This is a genomic window from Cryobacterium soli (assembly GCF_003611035.1).
Taxonomy (GTDB): Bacteria; Actinomycetota; Actinomycetes; order Actinomycetales; family Microbacteriaceae; genus Cryobacterium; species Cryobacterium soli.
Genome location: NZ_CP030033.1, coordinates 2,761,164 through 2,777,011 on the forward strand (window position 1 = coordinate 2,761,164; position 15,848 = coordinate 2,777,011).

Annotated in this window: 18 protein-coding genes; 8 read left to right on the forward strand and 10 right to left on the reverse strand. The window is 67.9% G+C overall.

Going from position 1 to position 15,848, the window contains the following annotated elements; translation table 11 throughout:
- The first annotated feature begins 207 nt into the window (after nucleotides 1–207).
- Both DOE79_RS12785 and DOE79_RS12790 read left to right on the forward strand, forming a co-directional pair.
- Nucleotides 208–699 (forward strand): hypothetical protein, encoded by a 492-nt coding sequence (locus DOE79_RS12785; protein ID WP_120338817.1) that lies wholly within the window; start codon nucleotides 208–210, stop codon nucleotides 697–699.
- Between the two features lie 4 nt (nucleotides 700–703).
- Nucleotides 704–1,243: a hypothetical protein gene (locus tag DOE79_RS12790; RefSeq protein WP_120338818.1), complete on the forward strand. Its 540-nt coding sequence runs from the start codon at nucleotides 704–706 to the stop codon at nucleotides 1,241–1,243.
- A 6-nt stretch (nucleotides 1,244–1,249) separates the two neighbouring features.
- Here the strand turns inward: DOE79_RS12790 and DOE79_RS12795 are convergent, their stop codons facing one another.
- The 3 genes from DOE79_RS12795 to DOE79_RS12805 form a co-directional block, all read right to left on the reverse strand.
- On the reverse strand, nucleotides 1,250–2,572 hold the full coding sequence (locus tag DOE79_RS12795) for an MFS transporter (RefSeq protein ID WP_120338819.1): 1,323 nt from the start codon (nucleotides 2,570–2,572) through the stop codon (nucleotides 1,250–1,252).
- Nucleotides 2,573–2,647: 75 nt separating this feature from the next.
- Nucleotides 2,648–3,151: a GNAT family N-acetyltransferase gene (locus DOE79_RS12800; RefSeq protein WP_120338820.1), complete on the reverse strand. Its 504-nt coding sequence runs from the start codon at nucleotides 3,149–3,151 to the stop codon at nucleotides 2,648–2,650.
- A 9-nt stretch (nucleotides 3,152–3,160) separates the two neighbouring features.
- Nucleotides 3,161–3,646 carry a VOC family protein gene (locus DOE79_RS12805; protein WP_120338821.1) on the reverse strand — a complete coding sequence of 162 codons (486 nt, stop codon included), beginning with the start codon at nucleotides 3,644–3,646 and terminating at the stop codon, nucleotides 3,161–3,163.
- A gap of 101 nt (nucleotides 3,647–3,747) precedes the next feature.
- On the opposite strand from DOE79_RS12805, the gene DOE79_RS12810 reads away from it, so the two are divergent.
- Nucleotides 3,748–4,749, forward strand: a complete 1,002-nt coding sequence (locus tag DOE79_RS12810; RefSeq protein WP_120338822.1) for a helix-turn-helix transcriptional regulator — start codon at nucleotides 3,748–3,750, stop codon at nucleotides 4,747–4,749.
- Between the two features lie 24 nt (nucleotides 4,750–4,773).
- Here the strand turns inward: DOE79_RS12810 and DOE79_RS12815 are convergent, their stop codons facing one another.
- Entirely contained in the window at nucleotides 4,774–5,199 is a 426-nt protein-coding gene (locus tag DOE79_RS12815; RefSeq protein WP_120338823.1) for a winged helix-turn-helix transcriptional regulator, read from the reverse strand.
- Between the two features lie 153 nt (nucleotides 5,200–5,352).
- On the opposite strand from DOE79_RS12815, the gene DOE79_RS12820 reads away from it, so the two are divergent.
- Nucleotides 5,353–6,225: an aldo/keto reductase family oxidoreductase gene (locus DOE79_RS12820; RefSeq protein ID WP_120338824.1), complete on the forward strand. Its 873-nt coding sequence runs from the start codon at nucleotides 5,353–5,355 to the stop codon at nucleotides 6,223–6,225.
- Between the two features lie 180 nt (nucleotides 6,226–6,405).
- On the opposite strand, the gene DOE79_RS12825 is transcribed toward DOE79_RS12820, so the two are convergent.
- Complete coding sequence (locus DOE79_RS12825; RefSeq protein WP_162942742.1) at nucleotides 6,406–6,843, reverse strand: DUF805 domain-containing protein; 438 nt, start codon at nucleotides 6,841–6,843, stop codon at nucleotides 6,406–6,408.
- A 243-nt stretch (nucleotides 6,844–7,086) separates the two neighbouring features.
- Between DOE79_RS12825 and DOE79_RS12830 the strand changes: the two genes are divergently transcribed.
- Together DOE79_RS12830 and DOE79_RS12835 are read left to right on the forward strand one after the other, a co-directional pair.
- Nucleotides 7,087–7,581, forward strand: a complete 495-nt coding sequence (locus tag DOE79_RS12830; protein WP_162942743.1) for a hypothetical protein — start codon at nucleotides 7,087–7,089, stop codon at nucleotides 7,579–7,581.
- A gap of 143 nt (nucleotides 7,582–7,724) precedes the next feature.
- On the forward strand, nucleotides 7,725–8,351 hold the full coding sequence (locus tag DOE79_RS12835; RefSeq protein ID WP_120338827.1) for a hypothetical protein: 627 nt from the start codon (nucleotides 7,725–7,727) through the stop codon (nucleotides 8,349–8,351).
- On the opposite strand, the gene DOE79_RS12840 is transcribed toward DOE79_RS12835, so the two are convergent.
- Nucleotides 8,281–9,561, reverse strand: coding sequence for an MFS transporter (locus DOE79_RS12840; protein ID WP_120338828.1), 1,281 nt, complete (start codon nucleotides 9,559–9,561; stop codon nucleotides 8,281–8,283). The two genes, DOE79_RS12835 and DOE79_RS12840, sit on opposite strands and share 71 nt — an antisense overlap.
- A 31-nt stretch (nucleotides 9,562–9,592) precedes the next feature.
- Between DOE79_RS12840 and DOE79_RS12845 the strand changes: the two genes are divergently transcribed.
- Nucleotides 9,593–10,636: a LacI family DNA-binding transcriptional regulator gene (locus DOE79_RS12845; protein ID WP_220094226.1), complete on the forward strand. Its 1,044-nt coding sequence runs from the start codon at nucleotides 9,593–9,595 to the stop codon at nucleotides 10,634–10,636.
- 33 nt (nucleotides 10,637–10,669) lie between these two features.
- Here DOE79_RS12845 and DOE79_RS12850 read toward each other — a convergent pair whose 3' ends face one another.
- Nucleotides 10,670–11,317, reverse strand: a complete 648-nt coding sequence (locus DOE79_RS12850; RefSeq protein WP_120338830.1) for a class I SAM-dependent methyltransferase — start codon at nucleotides 11,315–11,317, stop codon at nucleotides 10,670–10,672.
- Complete coding sequence (locus DOE79_RS12855; protein ID WP_120338831.1) at nucleotides 11,314–12,216, reverse strand: LysR family transcriptional regulator; 903 nt, start codon at nucleotides 12,214–12,216, stop codon at nucleotides 11,314–11,316. Before DOE79_RS12855 ends, DOE79_RS12850 begins: the two co-directional genes overlap by 4 nt.
- A 72-nt stretch (nucleotides 12,217–12,288) precedes the next feature.
- Here DOE79_RS12855 and DOE79_RS12860 point away from each other — a divergent pair, with 72 nt between their 5' ends.
- Nucleotides 12,289–13,218: a DMT family transporter gene (locus DOE79_RS12860; protein ID WP_120338832.1), complete on the forward strand. Its 930-nt coding sequence runs from the start codon at nucleotides 12,289–12,291 to the stop codon at nucleotides 13,216–13,218.
- On the opposite strand, the gene DOE79_RS12865 is transcribed toward DOE79_RS12860, so the two are convergent.
- Together DOE79_RS12865 and DOE79_RS12870 are read right to left on the reverse strand one after the other, a co-directional pair.
- The gene (locus tag DOE79_RS12865; protein ID WP_120340326.1) at nucleotides 13,199–14,548 is read right to left on the reverse strand and encodes an LCP family protein; all 1,350 of its coding nucleotides are present in this window, start codon (nucleotides 14,546–14,548) and stop codon (nucleotides 13,199–13,201) included. The two genes, DOE79_RS12860 and DOE79_RS12865, sit on opposite strands and share 20 nt — an antisense overlap.
- Nucleotides 14,549–14,723: 175 nt before the next feature.
- The gene (locus DOE79_RS12870; protein WP_120338833.1) at nucleotides 14,724–15,764 is read right to left on the reverse strand and encodes a LacI family DNA-binding transcriptional regulator; all 1,041 of its coding nucleotides are present in this window, start codon (nucleotides 15,762–15,764) and stop codon (nucleotides 14,724–14,726) included.
- Nucleotides 15,765–15,848 lie beyond the last annotated feature (84 nt).

A 15,848-nucleotide genomic window follows, 5' to 3' on the forward strand; every position in this document is an offset into this window, starting at 1 on the left:
GCCGAAATCGTATGCAATTCGGCCGCCCACACACGGCTCGAGCGGGTCAGCAGCCGGCGGGCAGGAATGCCGAAATCCGTCGGGACCGGCCCGCAGCAACACGCCCGGGAACGATCCTGCCTGTTGCCGGGGCCTCGACTGCGGTTGACTGAATCGATGGGGAACACACGGAACACCTGTCGAACCGTCTTTGTCACTCTGGGGGGAGTGGCCCTCGTCGCCGCATTGGCGGCGTGCACGACGGCGCAACCCGAGCCGACCGCCAGCGCTCCAGACGCATCCAGCGCCTCTCCCACCGCGACCACGACGCCTGCTCCAACGGCCTCCATCGACCCGGCTGAGACCACCGCCTGGGCCGCCGGCACCGTGCCCACCAGCGGGGCGGACGGATTCATCCTGGCCCAGAACGGACAATTCCAGGGTGATGCACCCGGGTCGTTCTCCCTCACGGCGTCGACCCTGCCGGCCGGCAGCTACTCGGTGTATCTGGCGTGCCGAGGTGACGCTGACACCACCGTGACCCTCAGCGCGAACAACGATGCCGGCACGACGCTGACCAGCGGATGCTCCGACCTCTCCTCGGGCATCACGTTCTCCACCACCAGCGATGGTACGGAGTTCACCCTGCTCAGCGACAGCGAAGCGCCCGTGGAATGGGCACTCGCTGTCACCGAGCTCCTGCCCGGTGCGGAGGGGTGATCCCATGGGCCGCACGCAGAGAAGTTCGCGCACTCTCATCGGCGCCCTGGGGATCCTGACCGCGACCGTGGGACTGGCGGCATGCGGCAGCCCCGGCGGACCAGCCGCCGGCGGCAGCCCCGCGCCGACTCCCAGCGCCACAGCCACTGCCTCGCCCACCCCCACGCCCGCGTCGACCTGGAACTCCGAGGCGTCGGCGGACTTCGCCGGCGAGGTGTTCCCGATCACCGGAACCGATCAGTACGTCTTCTACACGAACAGCCAGATCACGGCAGCCCAGGACAGCGGGTCCGGCGTCACAGCCGACGTCGCTCCCGGCAGCTACGAACTGCGCTTGGCCTGTCAGGGTGGCGACGGCAACTCGATCACCGTCACCGCGTCATCACCGGGTGTCGAACCCACCGAGGTCACCGCGTCCTGCGACGAGTCCATACAGTCGGTGCCCTTCACCATGGTCAACACCGGGGCCACGCTGAATTCGGTCGGCACCGGAACCGATCCGGTGCTCTGGGCCGCCGTCATCGCCACCCTGCCGGGCGGGTAGGCCGGCTCAGGCCATCCGGCTGGGCTTGGCCCGCACCGGTAGCAGCAGGAGCAGCCCCACCAGCAGCACGAGCACGATACCCAGGATGCCCCAGTAGGTTTCGCCGAACACCGTCACCATGAGCGCAAAAGCGGTGGGTGCCAGGAAGCTGGCGGCGCGGCCGGTGGTGGCGTACAGGCCGAACACCTCGCCCTCGCGTCCGGCTGGGATGATGCGGGCCAGGAACGTGCGGCTGGCGGACTGGGCCGGGCCCACGAATAGGCACAGAGCGAGTCCGGCCGTCCAGAAGACGATCTGGCCGCCGTCGTGCAGCAGGAACACCAGGCTGCCGCTGACGATCAGGCCTATCAGCGCCGTGATGATCACGGGCTTGGCACCGAGTTTGTCGTCGAGCACTCCCACGCTGATGGTGGCGATGCCGGCGACCACGTTGGCGGCGATGGCGAAGATGATCACCTCGCCGGGCGAGAACCCGAACGCCGACGCCGCGAGCACACCGCCGAAGGTGAACACCCCGGCCAGGCCGTCCCGGAACACGGCACTCGCCACGAGGAAGTACACCGTCTGGCGGCTGGTGCGCCAGAGCCGGGCCACGTCGCGGCCGAGCTCCACGTAGGACTGCAGGAAGCCCACCTTGGCGCGCCGTTCGGCATCCGGTGCCCGGTATTCGGGCACTCGGAGCAACAGCGGCAGCGCGAACAGCCCGAACCAGGCCGCGGCGATGAGCATGGTCACGCGCACCGAGAGGCCGTTCTCGCTGGTGACGCCGAACAGGCCCACCTCGGGGTTGATGAAGCCGAAGTACACGATGAGCAGCAGCACGATGCCGCCGATGTAGCCCATGCCCCAGCCGAAGCCGCTGACCTTGCCGATTGTGCGCGGGGTGGACACCTGGGCGAGCATGGCGTTGTAACTCACGCCCGCCAGCTCGAAGAACACATTGCCGGCGGCGAGCAGCACCAGACCAAGGAGCAGGAAGTCGGGGGAGGCCTGCACGAAGAACATGGCGGCGGTGAGGGCCACCACGATGAAGGTGTTCACGCCGAGCCAGTATTTGCGTCGGCCCGACGAGTCCGAGCGGGCACCGGTGACGGGGGCCAGTACCGCGATGAGGAATCCCGCGATCGCCAGCGCCCAGCCCAGCTGGGCGGCGATGACGTCCTTGTCGCCGAACGACGAGCCGGTGAGGTAGACGGCGAAGACGAAGGTGGTGACCACGGCGTTGAACGCGGCCGACCCCCAGTCCCACAGGCTCCAGGCGAGCACGGCCGCGCGGGTGGGGGTGGGGCCGGCCGGGCTGGAGGTGGCGCCGTCGAGTGTCTCGGTCATGAGGCCAGACTAAGGCCGCACGGTGAACAGCGGGCGACGGATGTGCCCGCGCCCACGATCGGATTCCGGCCGGGCTCAGGCCGGCAGGGGCGTCTCAAGGGAGCGGTACATCACGTGCAGGCCCACCGGGCCGTTGACCGGGTGCCGGAAGGCAGCCGGAACCGTGGCCAGCACCGTGAACCCCAGCGACTTCCACAGGCTGACCGCGTTGTGGTTGGACTCGACCACGGCGTTGAACTGCATGGCGTGGAAACCGGCGTTCGCGGCCTGCACCAGCACGTGCTCGGCCAGGGCCCGGCCGATGCCGCGGCCGGCGGCCTGCGGGGCCACCATGAAGCCGGCGTTGGAGACGTGGCTGCCGGCCGCGGGCTGGTTGGGGTGCAGCTCGGCGGTGCCGAGCACCTGGCCGTTGTCGTCGGCCACGAACACGCGCCCGCCCGGCTTGGCCATCCACCAGGCCTGGGCGGCCTCCTCGGTGGTGTCGCGCGGCCAGCAGTAGGTTTCGCCGGCCGCCACGACGTCGCGCAGGAACGGCCAGATCTGGGCCCAGTCGTCCGCGCGTGCTTCCCGAATTTCCATCCCCCTAAATTAGCGGGTCTCCGGGGTCGCCACGTCGAGAATCCAGGTGACGCCGAAGCCGTCGGTGAGCATGCCGAAGCCGTCGGTGAGCATGCCGAAGCCGGGGCTCCAGGCCGAGGCGCCGAGGGGCTCGACGATCGACGCGCCGACCGAGAGGGCGGTCCAGTACCCCTGTACCTCATCCAGCGATTCGCCGCGCACCGAGACGAAGAACGGCTGGTCGGTGATGGTGACGCCGTTCTCCCGGCGGGTGGAGCCCGAGACGGCAGCAGTGCCGCCGGACTGCCCGGGGATGTCGTACGCCATCACCCGGAAACCGTCGGGGGAGTCGACCTGGCCGAAGACGACATTGTGGGCGCCCGGCGCATCCGTGGGCATGCCGAAGTCGGCGTAACTGGCGATGGTGAGCCGGCCGCCGAACACGGACTGGTAGAACTCCAGGGCCGCTCGCGCGTCGCCGCGGAAATTGAGGTGGGTGGTCGTGGTGATGGTCATCTCTGCTCCTAGTGAGAAGGTGCCGGGCGTGATCCCGACAACAACCACTCTGGCAATCGTCTAGGTCAGTTTCGGACCTACACTCGACTTACGATCGAGACATGACCACGACCACCTCCCGGCTGCTCACCCTGCTGTCGCTGCTGCAGACCCGGCGCGACTGGCCGGGCGCGCTGCTGGCCGAGCGGCTATCGATCAGCCATCGCACGGTGCGCCGCGACGTCGAGCGCCTGCGCGAGATGGGCTACAGCATCCAGGCCACCATGGGGCCGGTCGGCGGCTACCGCCTCGACGCCGGCAGTGAGCTGCCCCCGCTGCTCTTCGACGACGACCAGGTGGTCGCCCTCACCGTGGCCCTGCAGGCGGCGGCCGTGACCGGGGTGGGGATCGAGGAAGCGGCGCTGCGTGCCCTCACGACCGTGCGGCAGGTGATGCCGGCGCGCCTCCGCCACCGCCTCAACGCCCTCGAGTTCACGACCCTGCCGCGTCGGCCGGGCGACCCTGCGCTCCAGGCGGTGTCGACGGATGTGCTCATCGCCATTTCGACGGCCGTGCGCGCCCGCGAGGTGCTGCGCTTCGGGTACGTGGGCCGAGACTCGGGCAGCGGGGATGAGGCGCCGCCCCGACGCGTCGAACCGCACCACCTGGTGACAAGTCAGGGGCGCTGGTACCTCGTGGCGTGGGATCTCGATGCCGACGACTGGCGGCTCTTCCGCGCCGACCGCATCACCCCGCGCATCCCGACGGGGCCGCGATTCACCCCGCGGGAGATCCCCGGCGGCAGCGCCGCCGACTACGTCGCCAGCCGCTTCACCGGGTCCGACCAGGCCGGCAGGTGGCCGTGTGTCGGCACGGTGATCCTCGGCCTGCCGGCCCGCGACGTGCTCCCCTTCGCCGGCGACGGCATCGTCGAAGACCTCGGCCCCGACCGCTGCCGCCTGGAGGCAGGATCATGGTCATGGATCGCGCTCGCCGCCTCGCTCAACCGCTTCGACACGGACATCGAGGTGATCGGCCCGCCCGAGCTCAGCGCCGCCTTCGGCCGCCTTGCCGCGCGCAACGCGGCAACGGCGGCCCCGGGTCCGCTGGACTCAGCGCGCTAGCGGCGCAGCGGCCGCGAACTCGACTCAGGCCGCCTGGGCGTCGTGTGCGGCGCGGTTGGTGAGGACGTCGTCCATGTTCAGTTCGGCCCAGGACTTGAGGCCGCGCATCAGCTCGTGCAGGGAGAGGCCCAGGGCGGTCAACTCGTAGCTGACCGTGACAGGCACCGTGGGGGTGGCCGTGCGGGTGATCAGGCCGTCACGCTCGAGGGAGCGCAGCGTCTGGGTGAGCATCTTCTGGCTCACTCCGGCGAGGAGGCGGGCCAGCTCCGAGAAGCGCATGGGACGCGGGTCACCGTCGCAGTCGGGGCCGCTGCCGAGTGCGGCGAGGATCAGCGTCACCCATTTGTCGGAGATCCGATCGAGCAGCTTGCGGCTGGGGCACACCGCCAGGAAAGCGTTGTACCGGGCCCGGGCTTCTTCTCGGCGTTCCGCGGCGGTCGAGGTCGTCATTCATCGCTCCTTCAGTGGGTGTGGGGGCAGGTCGGGTGCCTTAGGCACTTCACAGTGCCTTCTTCTCAACGGGAAGTTACTTCACGATACTGGGGCAAGTATCCGTTGGGAACCTTACGCACCCAGCCAATCTGATCGGAAGGGCACAACCACATGAACACGTCCACCACCTCGCTCCCCGGCGCCACCTGGACCCTGGGCGACCTCACCGTCACCCGATTCGGCTATGGCGCCATGCAGCTCGCCGGACCCTGGGTCATGGGTCCGCCCGCCGACCGTGACGGCGCCATCGCGGTGCTCCGTGACGCCATCGACCTGGGCATCACGCACATCGACACCAGCCAGGCTTACGGCCCGCACATCACCAACCAACTGATCCGCGAGGCGCTGCACCCTTATGCGGACTCGCTGCACGTGGTCACCAAGGTCGGCGCCAACCGCGATGCGCAGGGCGGATGGCCCACGGCCCGTCAGCCCGCAGACCTGCGTCGTTCCGTACACGAGAACCTGGAGACCCTCGGGCTCGAGGTTCTCGACCTGGTCAATCTGCGGCTGGGCAACGCCGAGGGCCCTGTGGCCGAATCGATCGCCGAGGCGTTCGGGGCCCTGGTCGAGCTGCAGCAGGAGGGGCTGATCCGTCACCTCGGGGTGAGCAACGCGACGGGGGCGCAGGTGGCCGAGGCTCGAGCGATCGCCCCCATCGTGAGCGTGCAGAACATGTACAACCTGGCGTTCCGGCACGACGACGAGCTGATCGACACCCTGGCTGCAGCTGGCATCGCGTACGTGCCGTTCTTCCCGCTCGGCGGCTTCACGCCGTTGCAGTCCGTGGCGCTCTCGTCCGTGGCCGTACGACTCGAGGCCACGCCGATGTCGGTGGCACTGGCCTGGCTGCTCCAGCGCTCACCCAACATCCTGCTGATCCCCGGCACCTCGTCGGTCGAGCACCTGCGCGAGAACCTGGCCGGTGCGGCCCTGATGCTGTCCGCCGATGACCTCGCCGAGCTCGACGGGATCGGTCGGTAACCCTCAGGCGCTGGCGGAGCCTGCGCCGCTTGTGCCATGGCGTCGTTGGCTGGGGTGACGGACCTCGAGATGGGGCCCAGTGGGTGTGCCGGTGGTGGGAGTCCGGGTAGTGCTCGTGCGTGTGGGTGAAGACAGCGTGCGTGCTCGGCTCGGGCCTAACCGCACGGTAGACCCACGGAACTAGACGTCGAAACGCATTCCCTCAAGCCGGGAGCGACGAGCAGCGAGCAGGAGCAGGACGTACGAGCCGATCGGAACCAGCACGAGCAGCCCCCACCAGCCCGACAGATTCGAGTCGTGAAAACGGCGGACCGCCACGGTGAAACCCGGGATGACAGTGAGGATGAGCCACAGCCCGGCCAGGATCAAGAAGAACGCCGCGGCAGGTGAGCTGGGCGCGTCAGTCTGATTCCAGTTGATCAGCTCGATGGTTGCGAACAGCCACGAGCCGAACGGACCCACGAGCAGGGTCGGTTGCGGAGTTCGTCCCGAGATCAGTGCAGGGAGGACAAGCTGCGCGAGCGCCAGCACCACGACGTTCACGATCATCCACCACCAGTACTCGCTGCGGCTCGCCCGGCCGCGGAGGCGGAAGGCGCCGCTCACGAATCGAGTCATGGCCTGCGGCAACGACGCTCCAGGCAGGGGCGCTGTCTCAACACAGTCTTGACGGGTATCCGGCACAGGGCCCATGGTAGAGGACGCGCTCACAGAACCCCGTCTGAGGAACGCGCAGTGACCGCTCTGGAGCGCCCTGGGTAGTATGGGCGATTCGATGGCAATGCATCAGGGGGACCCAATCAGCGCTACCGCCAGAATTCGTGACACATGCGAACGTCGACGCTCGATCGGCCACCCTGCATGAGAAACGCAGCGTGGGCGCTCGCCGGAGTTGCAGTCAGTCTCGTGTTCGTCTTCGGAATCGGAATTCTCACCATCCAGAGAACCGGCCTCATGGGCGGCGCCCACTTCGACCTGAGCAATCAGCTGGTGCGGGTGACGCAGCCTGGGCCAGCGCTCCTGCCGCTGCTCGCCATCGCCGCGTGGAGTGCTCTCGTGGTGTTCGTCCTCGTTGCCGCGGTGCGGAACCGCCCCAGGCGATCGCAATTCCTGTTCCGCGTGAGCTTTGCCACGGCAACGGCCGCGCTCATCGGTGTCTCACTGTGGTCGCTCGTGGCCGGGTACGCGCAGAACGGTCTCACACAGGGCTTCTCGCTGGGGATCCTCGGCTGGATCGAAGAGGGCGGCGCCAGTTCGGTGGTGCATGTCGTGCTGCTGTTCATGCTGGTGGTGCTGTGGGTGCGACATGACAGCGGGCGTACTCGGACCGGGCGCCCGGCCGATGCGTCGATCTGAGCCTGGCCGTTGAGGGTAAGGCACGGTTTTCAGGGCTCGGTCTGACGGTGGCGTAGCGTGGGCGTGCTGCCCGGCTTTCGAATGAGCCGCGCTCGTACGAAGACCCTGCTCCGCACAGCTCCGTCGAGACCAGAGGTTCACAGATGACCGACTCGTTCTTTCCCGAGATTCCCGCCCGTTCGTATACCGACGACGACGACCTGACGCCGTTCGACGCTGCCGGATGGATGGGGCCGGGCTGGCACGAGATGCCCGTGTCCGTCGGAACGCCGGTAGAGCTGGGCAGGTCCGACTCCACGGTGATCCTGGTCGACGGGTTCCGCTGCTTCAGTGAGGGGTTCCTGCTGCGGCTGAACATCCGTATCAATGAGGTCGGACTGCAGGCGCGTCAACGAGTCTTCGCATACCTGAACCGGGCGCACGGTCGCGGCCACATGGACCAACAGTTCCAGCCCGATGGGCTGCGGTGGGGTGTCCGATACAGCGACGGGCGGATGGTCTCCACCCAGAGCGAGTCACCGTGGGCCGGCACCGGGGAGATCGAGACGCTCGCCGGCGACGGACCTGTGATCGAGGGCATGGACCGTCCCCAGGTCTTCATGGATTCCTGGGCCCGCGACTTCTGGATCTGGCCGACGCCGCCCCAGGGCGAACTCCTCATCGGCGTCGAATGGGCCGAGCGTGGTGTCGCGGAGACGGTCACACGTTTCGACGCCGAGCCTCTGCGGGAGGGGTCGCGGTTGGTCCGACCCCTGTGGCCACGTCCCTGACAATGACCCGGTCCGCTCGCCGACTGCCGTACCCGGACAGGTGGAGGAGGGGCACCGACACGAGCGACAGGATGACGCCGAGGGCTGCGACAGCCAGCATCGCTCCGCGCAAGCCCGTCAGCTGTGACCAGATGCCGACATAGACCGGTCCGAGGAGGAAACCGATGTACGACACCGTGGTCACAATCGCGGTGGCTCTGCCGCGGTAGGCCTCGTCCACGCCGCGGGAAACGAGGCTGAGCATGGTCGGGTACAAGGCCGCGGTGCCCGCTGCGGCCACGATCAGCCCGAGGATGGCCATCAAGACGGTCGCAGATCCCGCGATGATCAGGGCGCCGGCTGCCGCAGTAACCGACCCCAGGATCAACATCAGCTCCTCGTTGCCCCGCTGGATGTGCCCCAGCGAGAACCGGGTGACGGCCACGACGCCGGCGAAGACCGCCGGCGCCACGGCACTGAACCCTGGGCCGGCACTGAGTTGGTCCTCGAGAAAAACCGCACCCCAGCTCTGGTGCGCGTTCTCACTGGCGAATGCCAGTGCCCCCAGTGTCCCGACCAGCAGGAGTGGTGTCCAGCGCAGCCGGCGGCTGCGGTCGGACGCGGGCACCGGGGCACCGGGCGCTTCGCGCTCCGCCTCTGTGAGGGGTTGAGCCGGGAGGGAACGCAAAAGGTTCACACACGCGGCCAGGGAAAACACTGCCACGACGAAGAACGGAGTGGCCACCGGTGCGCCCACCCACGAGGACGCCCCCGTAGCGATGCTCGCCAGCACGACGAAGCTCGAGAACACGCCCCCTGAGCGAAGAATGATCGCCACGCCCGACGCCTGCTCTGCGCGCCCGGCGATGGAATTCATCGCGACATCCGTGGCCCCACTGGCGACTCCGACGACCGCCAGCCCAACGCAGAGGGCAATGAAGTCGTGCGCGGTGAGCGCGACACCCAGTCCGGCTGCGCCGAGGGCAATGATCGCGGCCGCGGCGAAGCGCAGTCCCCATCTGTCCAGTGCCCGGCCCGTGACGAGCATCGCCGGCAGGGCGCCGGCGCCGACGAGAAGAAGGGCGACGCCCAGTTGGCCGTCATCTACTCCAGCCTGCAGCCTGATGCGCGGGATGCTGGCCCCCCACGCTCCCCAGAAGGAGCCGAAGGACGCGGCGGCAAGGTACGCGGCCACCACCAGTTTGTGAAGGGATTGCTCGTGAGAGACCATGTGTGTGACGTTACACAGTTACACTGGGGTTATGCAATCGCCTGCGCATCGTCGCCCCACCATGACTCAGGTCGCCGAGCGAGCTGGCGTGTCCGTCATGACGGTGTCGTACACGTACAACCGTGCCGACCGGGTGTCCATCGAGAGCCGGAACAAGGTGCTTCACGCCGCTGCCGAATTGGGCTACGTGGGACCTGACCCCGCCGCGCGGTCGCTGCGTTACGGCAGCACCCGCACGCTCGGGGTGATCCTGGGCGAGCACCTCACCTACGCCTTCGACAACCCGCAGGCGGTCGCCTTTCTGGCCGGCATCGCAGAGGTCTGTGCCGATCGCGGATACGGAATGCTGATCGTGCCCACCGCTGGGACAGCAGACGACAGCGTCCGCGTGGGTCAAGCCGCCGTCGATGCCTTTGTCATCTGGACGATGACCGACGACGACCCCGTCCTCGACGCTGTCTCAGCCAGCGGTCGGCCCGCGGTCATCCACGGTGGGCCCGCTCGCGGGGGACTCCAGCTGGTGAGCATCGACAACCGGGCTGCCGCTTTCGCAATGGGCATGAAGACCTTCGCCGGCGCGCGTCGCCCCGCAATCCTCAGCTTTCCCCTCGATTCCGCGCGTCAGACGGTGATCGCGTCGGGCGTCGACCCCGAGACCGTGCAGTTTCCTGTCACCCGGGATCGCCTCCTCGGCTACCGGGACGCCATCATTGCGCTGGGACTCGAATGGAGCGACGTGGTGGTCGCTGCCACCGCAACCAACGACGAGCGCGAGGCCGAGTCGCTCGCCGAGCAGCTGCTGTCCGTCGACCACCCCGTTGACGCGATCGCGGCGATGAGCGACGAACAAGCGGTCGGCGTTCTGACGGCGGCGGCAACCATGGGAGTCAGCATTCCCCGGGCCCTCGCTGTGAGCGGTTGGGACGATTCGAGAGCGGCTGCCGCGAACCGGCTGAGCTCCGTGGCCCAAGACTTGCGAGCCCAGGGAGCGTCGGCGGCCAGGCTGGCTCTTGGCGCGCAGGACGAAGCTGCCCCGGTGGAATGGTCAGTGGTCCTCCGATCTACAACCAGTTAGCCGGTCTTCACTGCCCATGCAACGCTGTTTTGCTCAGCGGGGCGCGTCGTAGACCAGCGAATACCGCCAGAACAACCGTCGACGGATTCGTGCGCCGGGTAGCAGTTGAGCGGCGTGAGCGGAGATCTCTGCAAGTGAATCGCGTGCGGGCGCGGTGGGAGCCGTCATGCTCTCCGGAGTGACACGTGTGCGTCGCGGGTGCTTCACGAGGCCCATCAGCGGATTAAGCACCAGTGCGGCGAGCGAGACCAGCCGATCAGTTCGAGTTGCCTCGCGATAGCAGCCCACGATCACGAGTCGACCCCCGGGCTCGAGGGCAAGGGCGAGGTCTCTCATCGCGTCCCGGAGTGGAAGATGGTGCAGTACCGCGACGAGAGTAACGGCTCCGAACCTCTCACGAGGGTCTCTGCCCTCAAAGGACTCCGCCCGGATCCTCACACCCTCCATGCCTTCGAATCGCTCGGCCGCGATTCTCGCCGTTGCGTCGTGGGGCTCCAGCCCCGTGAGCGTCACCGCCCTCGGAATCAGCCGCGCCAGAAGATTCCCGGTTCCGCACCCAACGTCGAGCACCGTGCGAGCTCCACTCGACATCACTTGGCGGACAACCCACGGGCCATAGAAGTCGTTGTGGCTCCACGGGTGAGCGGCGTTCACACGATTGAGCCACCCGAGGAGAGTCACCGGACAAGACCTTCGGTGATGGTCCTGATCTGCGAGAGCACGGCCTTCACGTTGGCGCGCTCCAGGGTCTCTGGTCGAGCCAGGCAGTCGATGTGCCGGCCGAGGTCGGGGCGGGCGAGCGGGCGAAGAACTAGGTTCGGGTGGTCGCGCAGGTCGGTCGTGTAGCGGGGCATGAGCGCGACGCATCCGCTCGCCTCGACGACCGAGGCCGCAACCGCGAACTCGTTGATCTGGTGCAGCACGCGAGCCTCGCGTCCGCCTATGCCCGCGATCACAGACAAGGCTTGCCGAAGTGGGAATCCCTCGTGCACGGCGACCCAGGCCTCGTCGTGGAGATCCGTGGGCTCGATCGCGGCCTTCGCGGCGAGCGGGTGATCGCGCCGGACCGCGATGTCGAGGGGCTCGTACACAAGCGGCTCCACCCGAACCGAACCCGGCCAACGCGGGCTGCCGACCATTCGGTGCGCCAGAACGAGATCATGATCGGTCGTGAGGAGTGGAAAGTCCTCCTGGGCCACGTCGAAATCACTCAGCTGAACGTCGGGGCGGTCGGGGCTTAGTGTTGCGGCGATCAGCGGTCCGAAGACGGCCAACCCCACGCTATGGAAGGCCGCCACCGATACCGCGCCCAGCTGGTCGCCCTGGAAGCGTGCCACCGCTTGTCCGGCGCGTTCGAGCGCCACTTCCACGTCGATCGCCGCCAGTGCCAGGGCGCGCCCAGCGTCAGTGAGCACCGTGCGACGACCGTCTCTGGCCGTCAGCGGAGCGGTCGAGGTGCGTTGCAGCGCACTGATCTGTTGCGATACCGACGAGGGCGTGACGTACAACGCCGCTGCCACGGCCGCGATGCTGCCGCGGTCGCCCAACTCCCGCAACGCGCGCAGCTGACCCAATTCCATAAGTTCAAACTAAAGCATTCGGCACAAAACCTCTGTCTTGTCTTGAGTCTGCGAGTCCCCGACGATGGTGACATGCCCGCCTTGCTCAGCCGATTCCGCGTCGACCTGCTCCTGCTCCTGGTCGCCGCCAGCTGGGGATCGACCTACCTCGTCGCCAAGGAACTCGTCACACCACAATCCGTCGTCGCACTCCTCGCGCTGCGGATGCTGCTGGCTGCGGCCGTCATGGCCGCAATCGTGGCCGTGCAGCGGCAACGCATCACCGCAGCCGAACTGCGCTTGGGGGTGCTGCTCGGCATGGTGTTGGCGGCAGTGTTCGTGTTCGAGACCTTCGGGATCGCCCACACGTCGGCCACGAACGCCGGGCTGATCATCAGTCTGACGATCGTGTTCACCCCGCTTCTTGAGTCGGCGGTCTCCGGTCGCCGGCTTCCCGGCCGGTTCTTCATCGCTGCCACAATCGCCGTCGTCGGCGTCGCGTTGCTGGCCGGCAACGGTGTCTTCCAGGTGCCGAGTCTTGGGGATGTGCTCATCCTCATCGCCGCGGTCATCCGCGCCGTGCACGTCACCTCGATGTTCGCCCTGTCCGGCACGAGGCCGATGAACTCGCTGCACCTCACCACCGTGCAGCTGGCCACCTGCGCGATGATCTTCTCGGCGGTCTCCCTGTTCTACGGCGACTCCATCCCGCACTTCCTGGGCCGCCTCGATCCGGGGCGCTGGGCCCTGTTCCTCTATCTCGTGCTGGCCTGCACGGTCTTCGCGTTTCTCGTGCAAACGTGGGCGGTGCGGCGCACCTCACCCTCAAGAGTGAGCCTCCTGCTCGGCACCGAGCCGATCTGGGCCGCCGTCGTGGGCATTGTGGTCGCCCGTGACGCCGTGGGCCTTGCCGGTTACCTCGGCATCGCCCTCATCCTCGCCGGCACCGCCTGGGGCCGGTCCATCGAGGAGCGGCGCCGCCGCGAGGTCATCGTGCCCGAGGCTACTCCGGTGCCGGGGTGAGGGCGGCATCGATCAGGCCGCGTATGTACTCGTAGTCCGGATCTTCCGGGTCGACGCCGTTGTCCGGGACGAGCTCAACGGTCGCCATTGGTAGAGCCTTCGTTTTGCCGGCCAGATTGGTGAAATAGCCCAACGCACCCTGCGGGATGTCGGTCTTGACGACTTGCTGGCCGGCCGCGGCGATCCCCTGGAATTTGGTGAGCACGTTCGCCGGCGTGAACTGCGTGAGAATCGCCTGCTGCAGGACACGCTGGCGGGCCATGCGGTCATAGTCATCCGTTGTGTGGCGTGACCTGCCGTACCACAGTGCTGTCCACCCATTCATATGCTGCTGGCCCGCCTCCACCCAGCCTTCGACATCGCTGAGATCCTCAAACCGACCACCGATCGGCAGCCGCTCGGCCACGTTGATGTCGACGCCCCCAAGCGCGTCGATGAGGTCAGAGAATCCCTGCATATCGATCAGCGCGTAGTACTGAATCGTGAGACCGGTGATGCCCCTGGCTGCATCGCGCATGCCCTCGATGCCTGGTTCGCTTCCCGCCGCCTCAGCGTCCGGATACATCTCCGGGCTCTTCTGATCCACCTCGGTGTAGATCGAGTTGAGCATGCAGGCGTCCACGTCACAGTGGTCCTCGTACCCATATCCGTCCGGGTAGGACGCGTGTAGCGGCGAGTCCTCAGGGAAGGGGATCGGGTTGAGATCTCGAGGCAGTCCAATAATCACGGCTTGTCCGGTATCGGCGTCGATGCTGACCACCGACATGCTGTCCGGGCGCATACCCTCTCGATCGGAGCCGGAGTCCCCACCCATGACCAGGATGTTGTAGCGCCCGTCGGCGGGCGGCTCAGACGGTGCGGTGATGAACATCGTCGAGAGGACCCCACTGGCTGTGGTGGCCACGTAGGCACCGTATCCAGACGTGCCAGCGACGGCGACCATGACCACGGTCGCCAGCCCGGCGATGTAGGGACGGGACTTGGGCCGGGCCTTCACCAGGCGCACCAGGCGCAGGGTGTCGAGGGTGAGGACCACCCACAGCACGCTGCAAAACAGGAGCCCTGCGGCGAGGATCCACAATCCGATCGAATTGGTGGCCACGGTGAACACCAGCTCAGGGTTCAGTGCGTAGAGAACTCCAGCTGACGCCAACACCAGGAAGAGGCCGAGGGTGGTGCGCAGACCGAACCGGCCCAGCCCGCGGTTTCCGGCGAGCACCTGCGCCGAGCCGGGGAGGACGATGTTGAGCACCACGAGCCACCACGCCCGCTTCGTCATCTGCGAGCGAGAACCGGCATCCGGGTGACGGAGCGGGCTACCGGTGCTCACGACTGCCACTTCTCATTCGCTGGGAGAGAGTTCACGATCCGACTATAGGAGCAAGTTGAACTCGATCCGCTGATCAAGTCTCATAAATGACGGAGCGCCGGCCTCTCGTGTGCGAGCCGGCCGGGTCGGGTGGCTCATTTTGTGTGAAGCGGTTCCTCGGCCTCGGCCTCGGCGATCAGCGTTGTGCGTGGCGCGCACCGACGTGCTCCGGTCGGAGGGTGGACCGGCGGAGCACGAGGCGGGTGGGCAGCTCGACCCGGTCGAAATGTTCGCCGCCGCGGTCCCGCAGCTCCTGCACGAGGGCCACGGCGCGCGCCGCCATCTGGCCCAGCGGTTGGTGCACGGTGGTCAGCGGTGGGGAGGCCACAGCTGACCGTGGCTCGTCGTCGAAACCCACCACGCTGATGTCGTGGGGGATGCGCAGACCGGTCCGCCGGGCCGCGGGGTAGACGGAGAGGGCCATGGCGTCGTTGCACGCGAAGATGCCCAGCGGCGTGCTGTCGGCGGCGAAGAGCTCGGCGATCGGCGCGCTGAGATCGCCGCCGCTCCATCCGAGGTCAAGGCGGGTGACCGGGGCTCCGGGCGCGTGCTCGGCGATCGCCCGGCGGAAACCCTGTTCGCGTGCCTTGCCGAACCGGAACCGCGGGGTGCCCGTGATCACGGCGAACCGGCCCAGTCCCGTGCCGGCCAGGTGTGCGCCGGCGTCGTAACCGCCCTGCTCGTCGGTGGTCCCCACGCTGGCCAGCTCGCCGCCGGGATCCGAGCGCGGGTCGAGCAACACAAGCGGGATATTGAGCCCGCGCAGTTCGGTGAGCTGCCGCCGGGTGGGCCGGATCAGGCCGAGCACCACGCCGGAAGGCCGCCGGGTGGCCACCCGCGCGGGCCAGTCGTCGGCCGGCTTGTCGCGCTCGAGGGTGAGCACGAGGTCGTAGCCGTGCTCGAACGCGCTGCGCCGGGCGCCGGCGGTGACCTCGTCCGTCCACGCGTCGTCGAAGGAGCCGAGCACCAGCTCGATCAGGCGCGGGTCCAGCGTGCTGGGCCGGCCCCGGGCCGAGGCGCGCCGGTCGTAGCCGAGCGCGGCGGCGGCTGCGAGCACCCGTTCCCGGGTGGCCCGGCCGAGATCGCCGCGGCCGGCCAGGGCCCGCGATGCCGTGGCGATGGAGACCTCCGCGCGGGCAGCGACATCGCTGAGCGTGACCTTCGCCGTGCCGACCATGTGACTCCACCCCTCCCGCCTATTTTTGCGCAAAAAGATGCCACCGGGGCGGCTCCCTGGCAGTCTCGATGAAACATAAGTTGG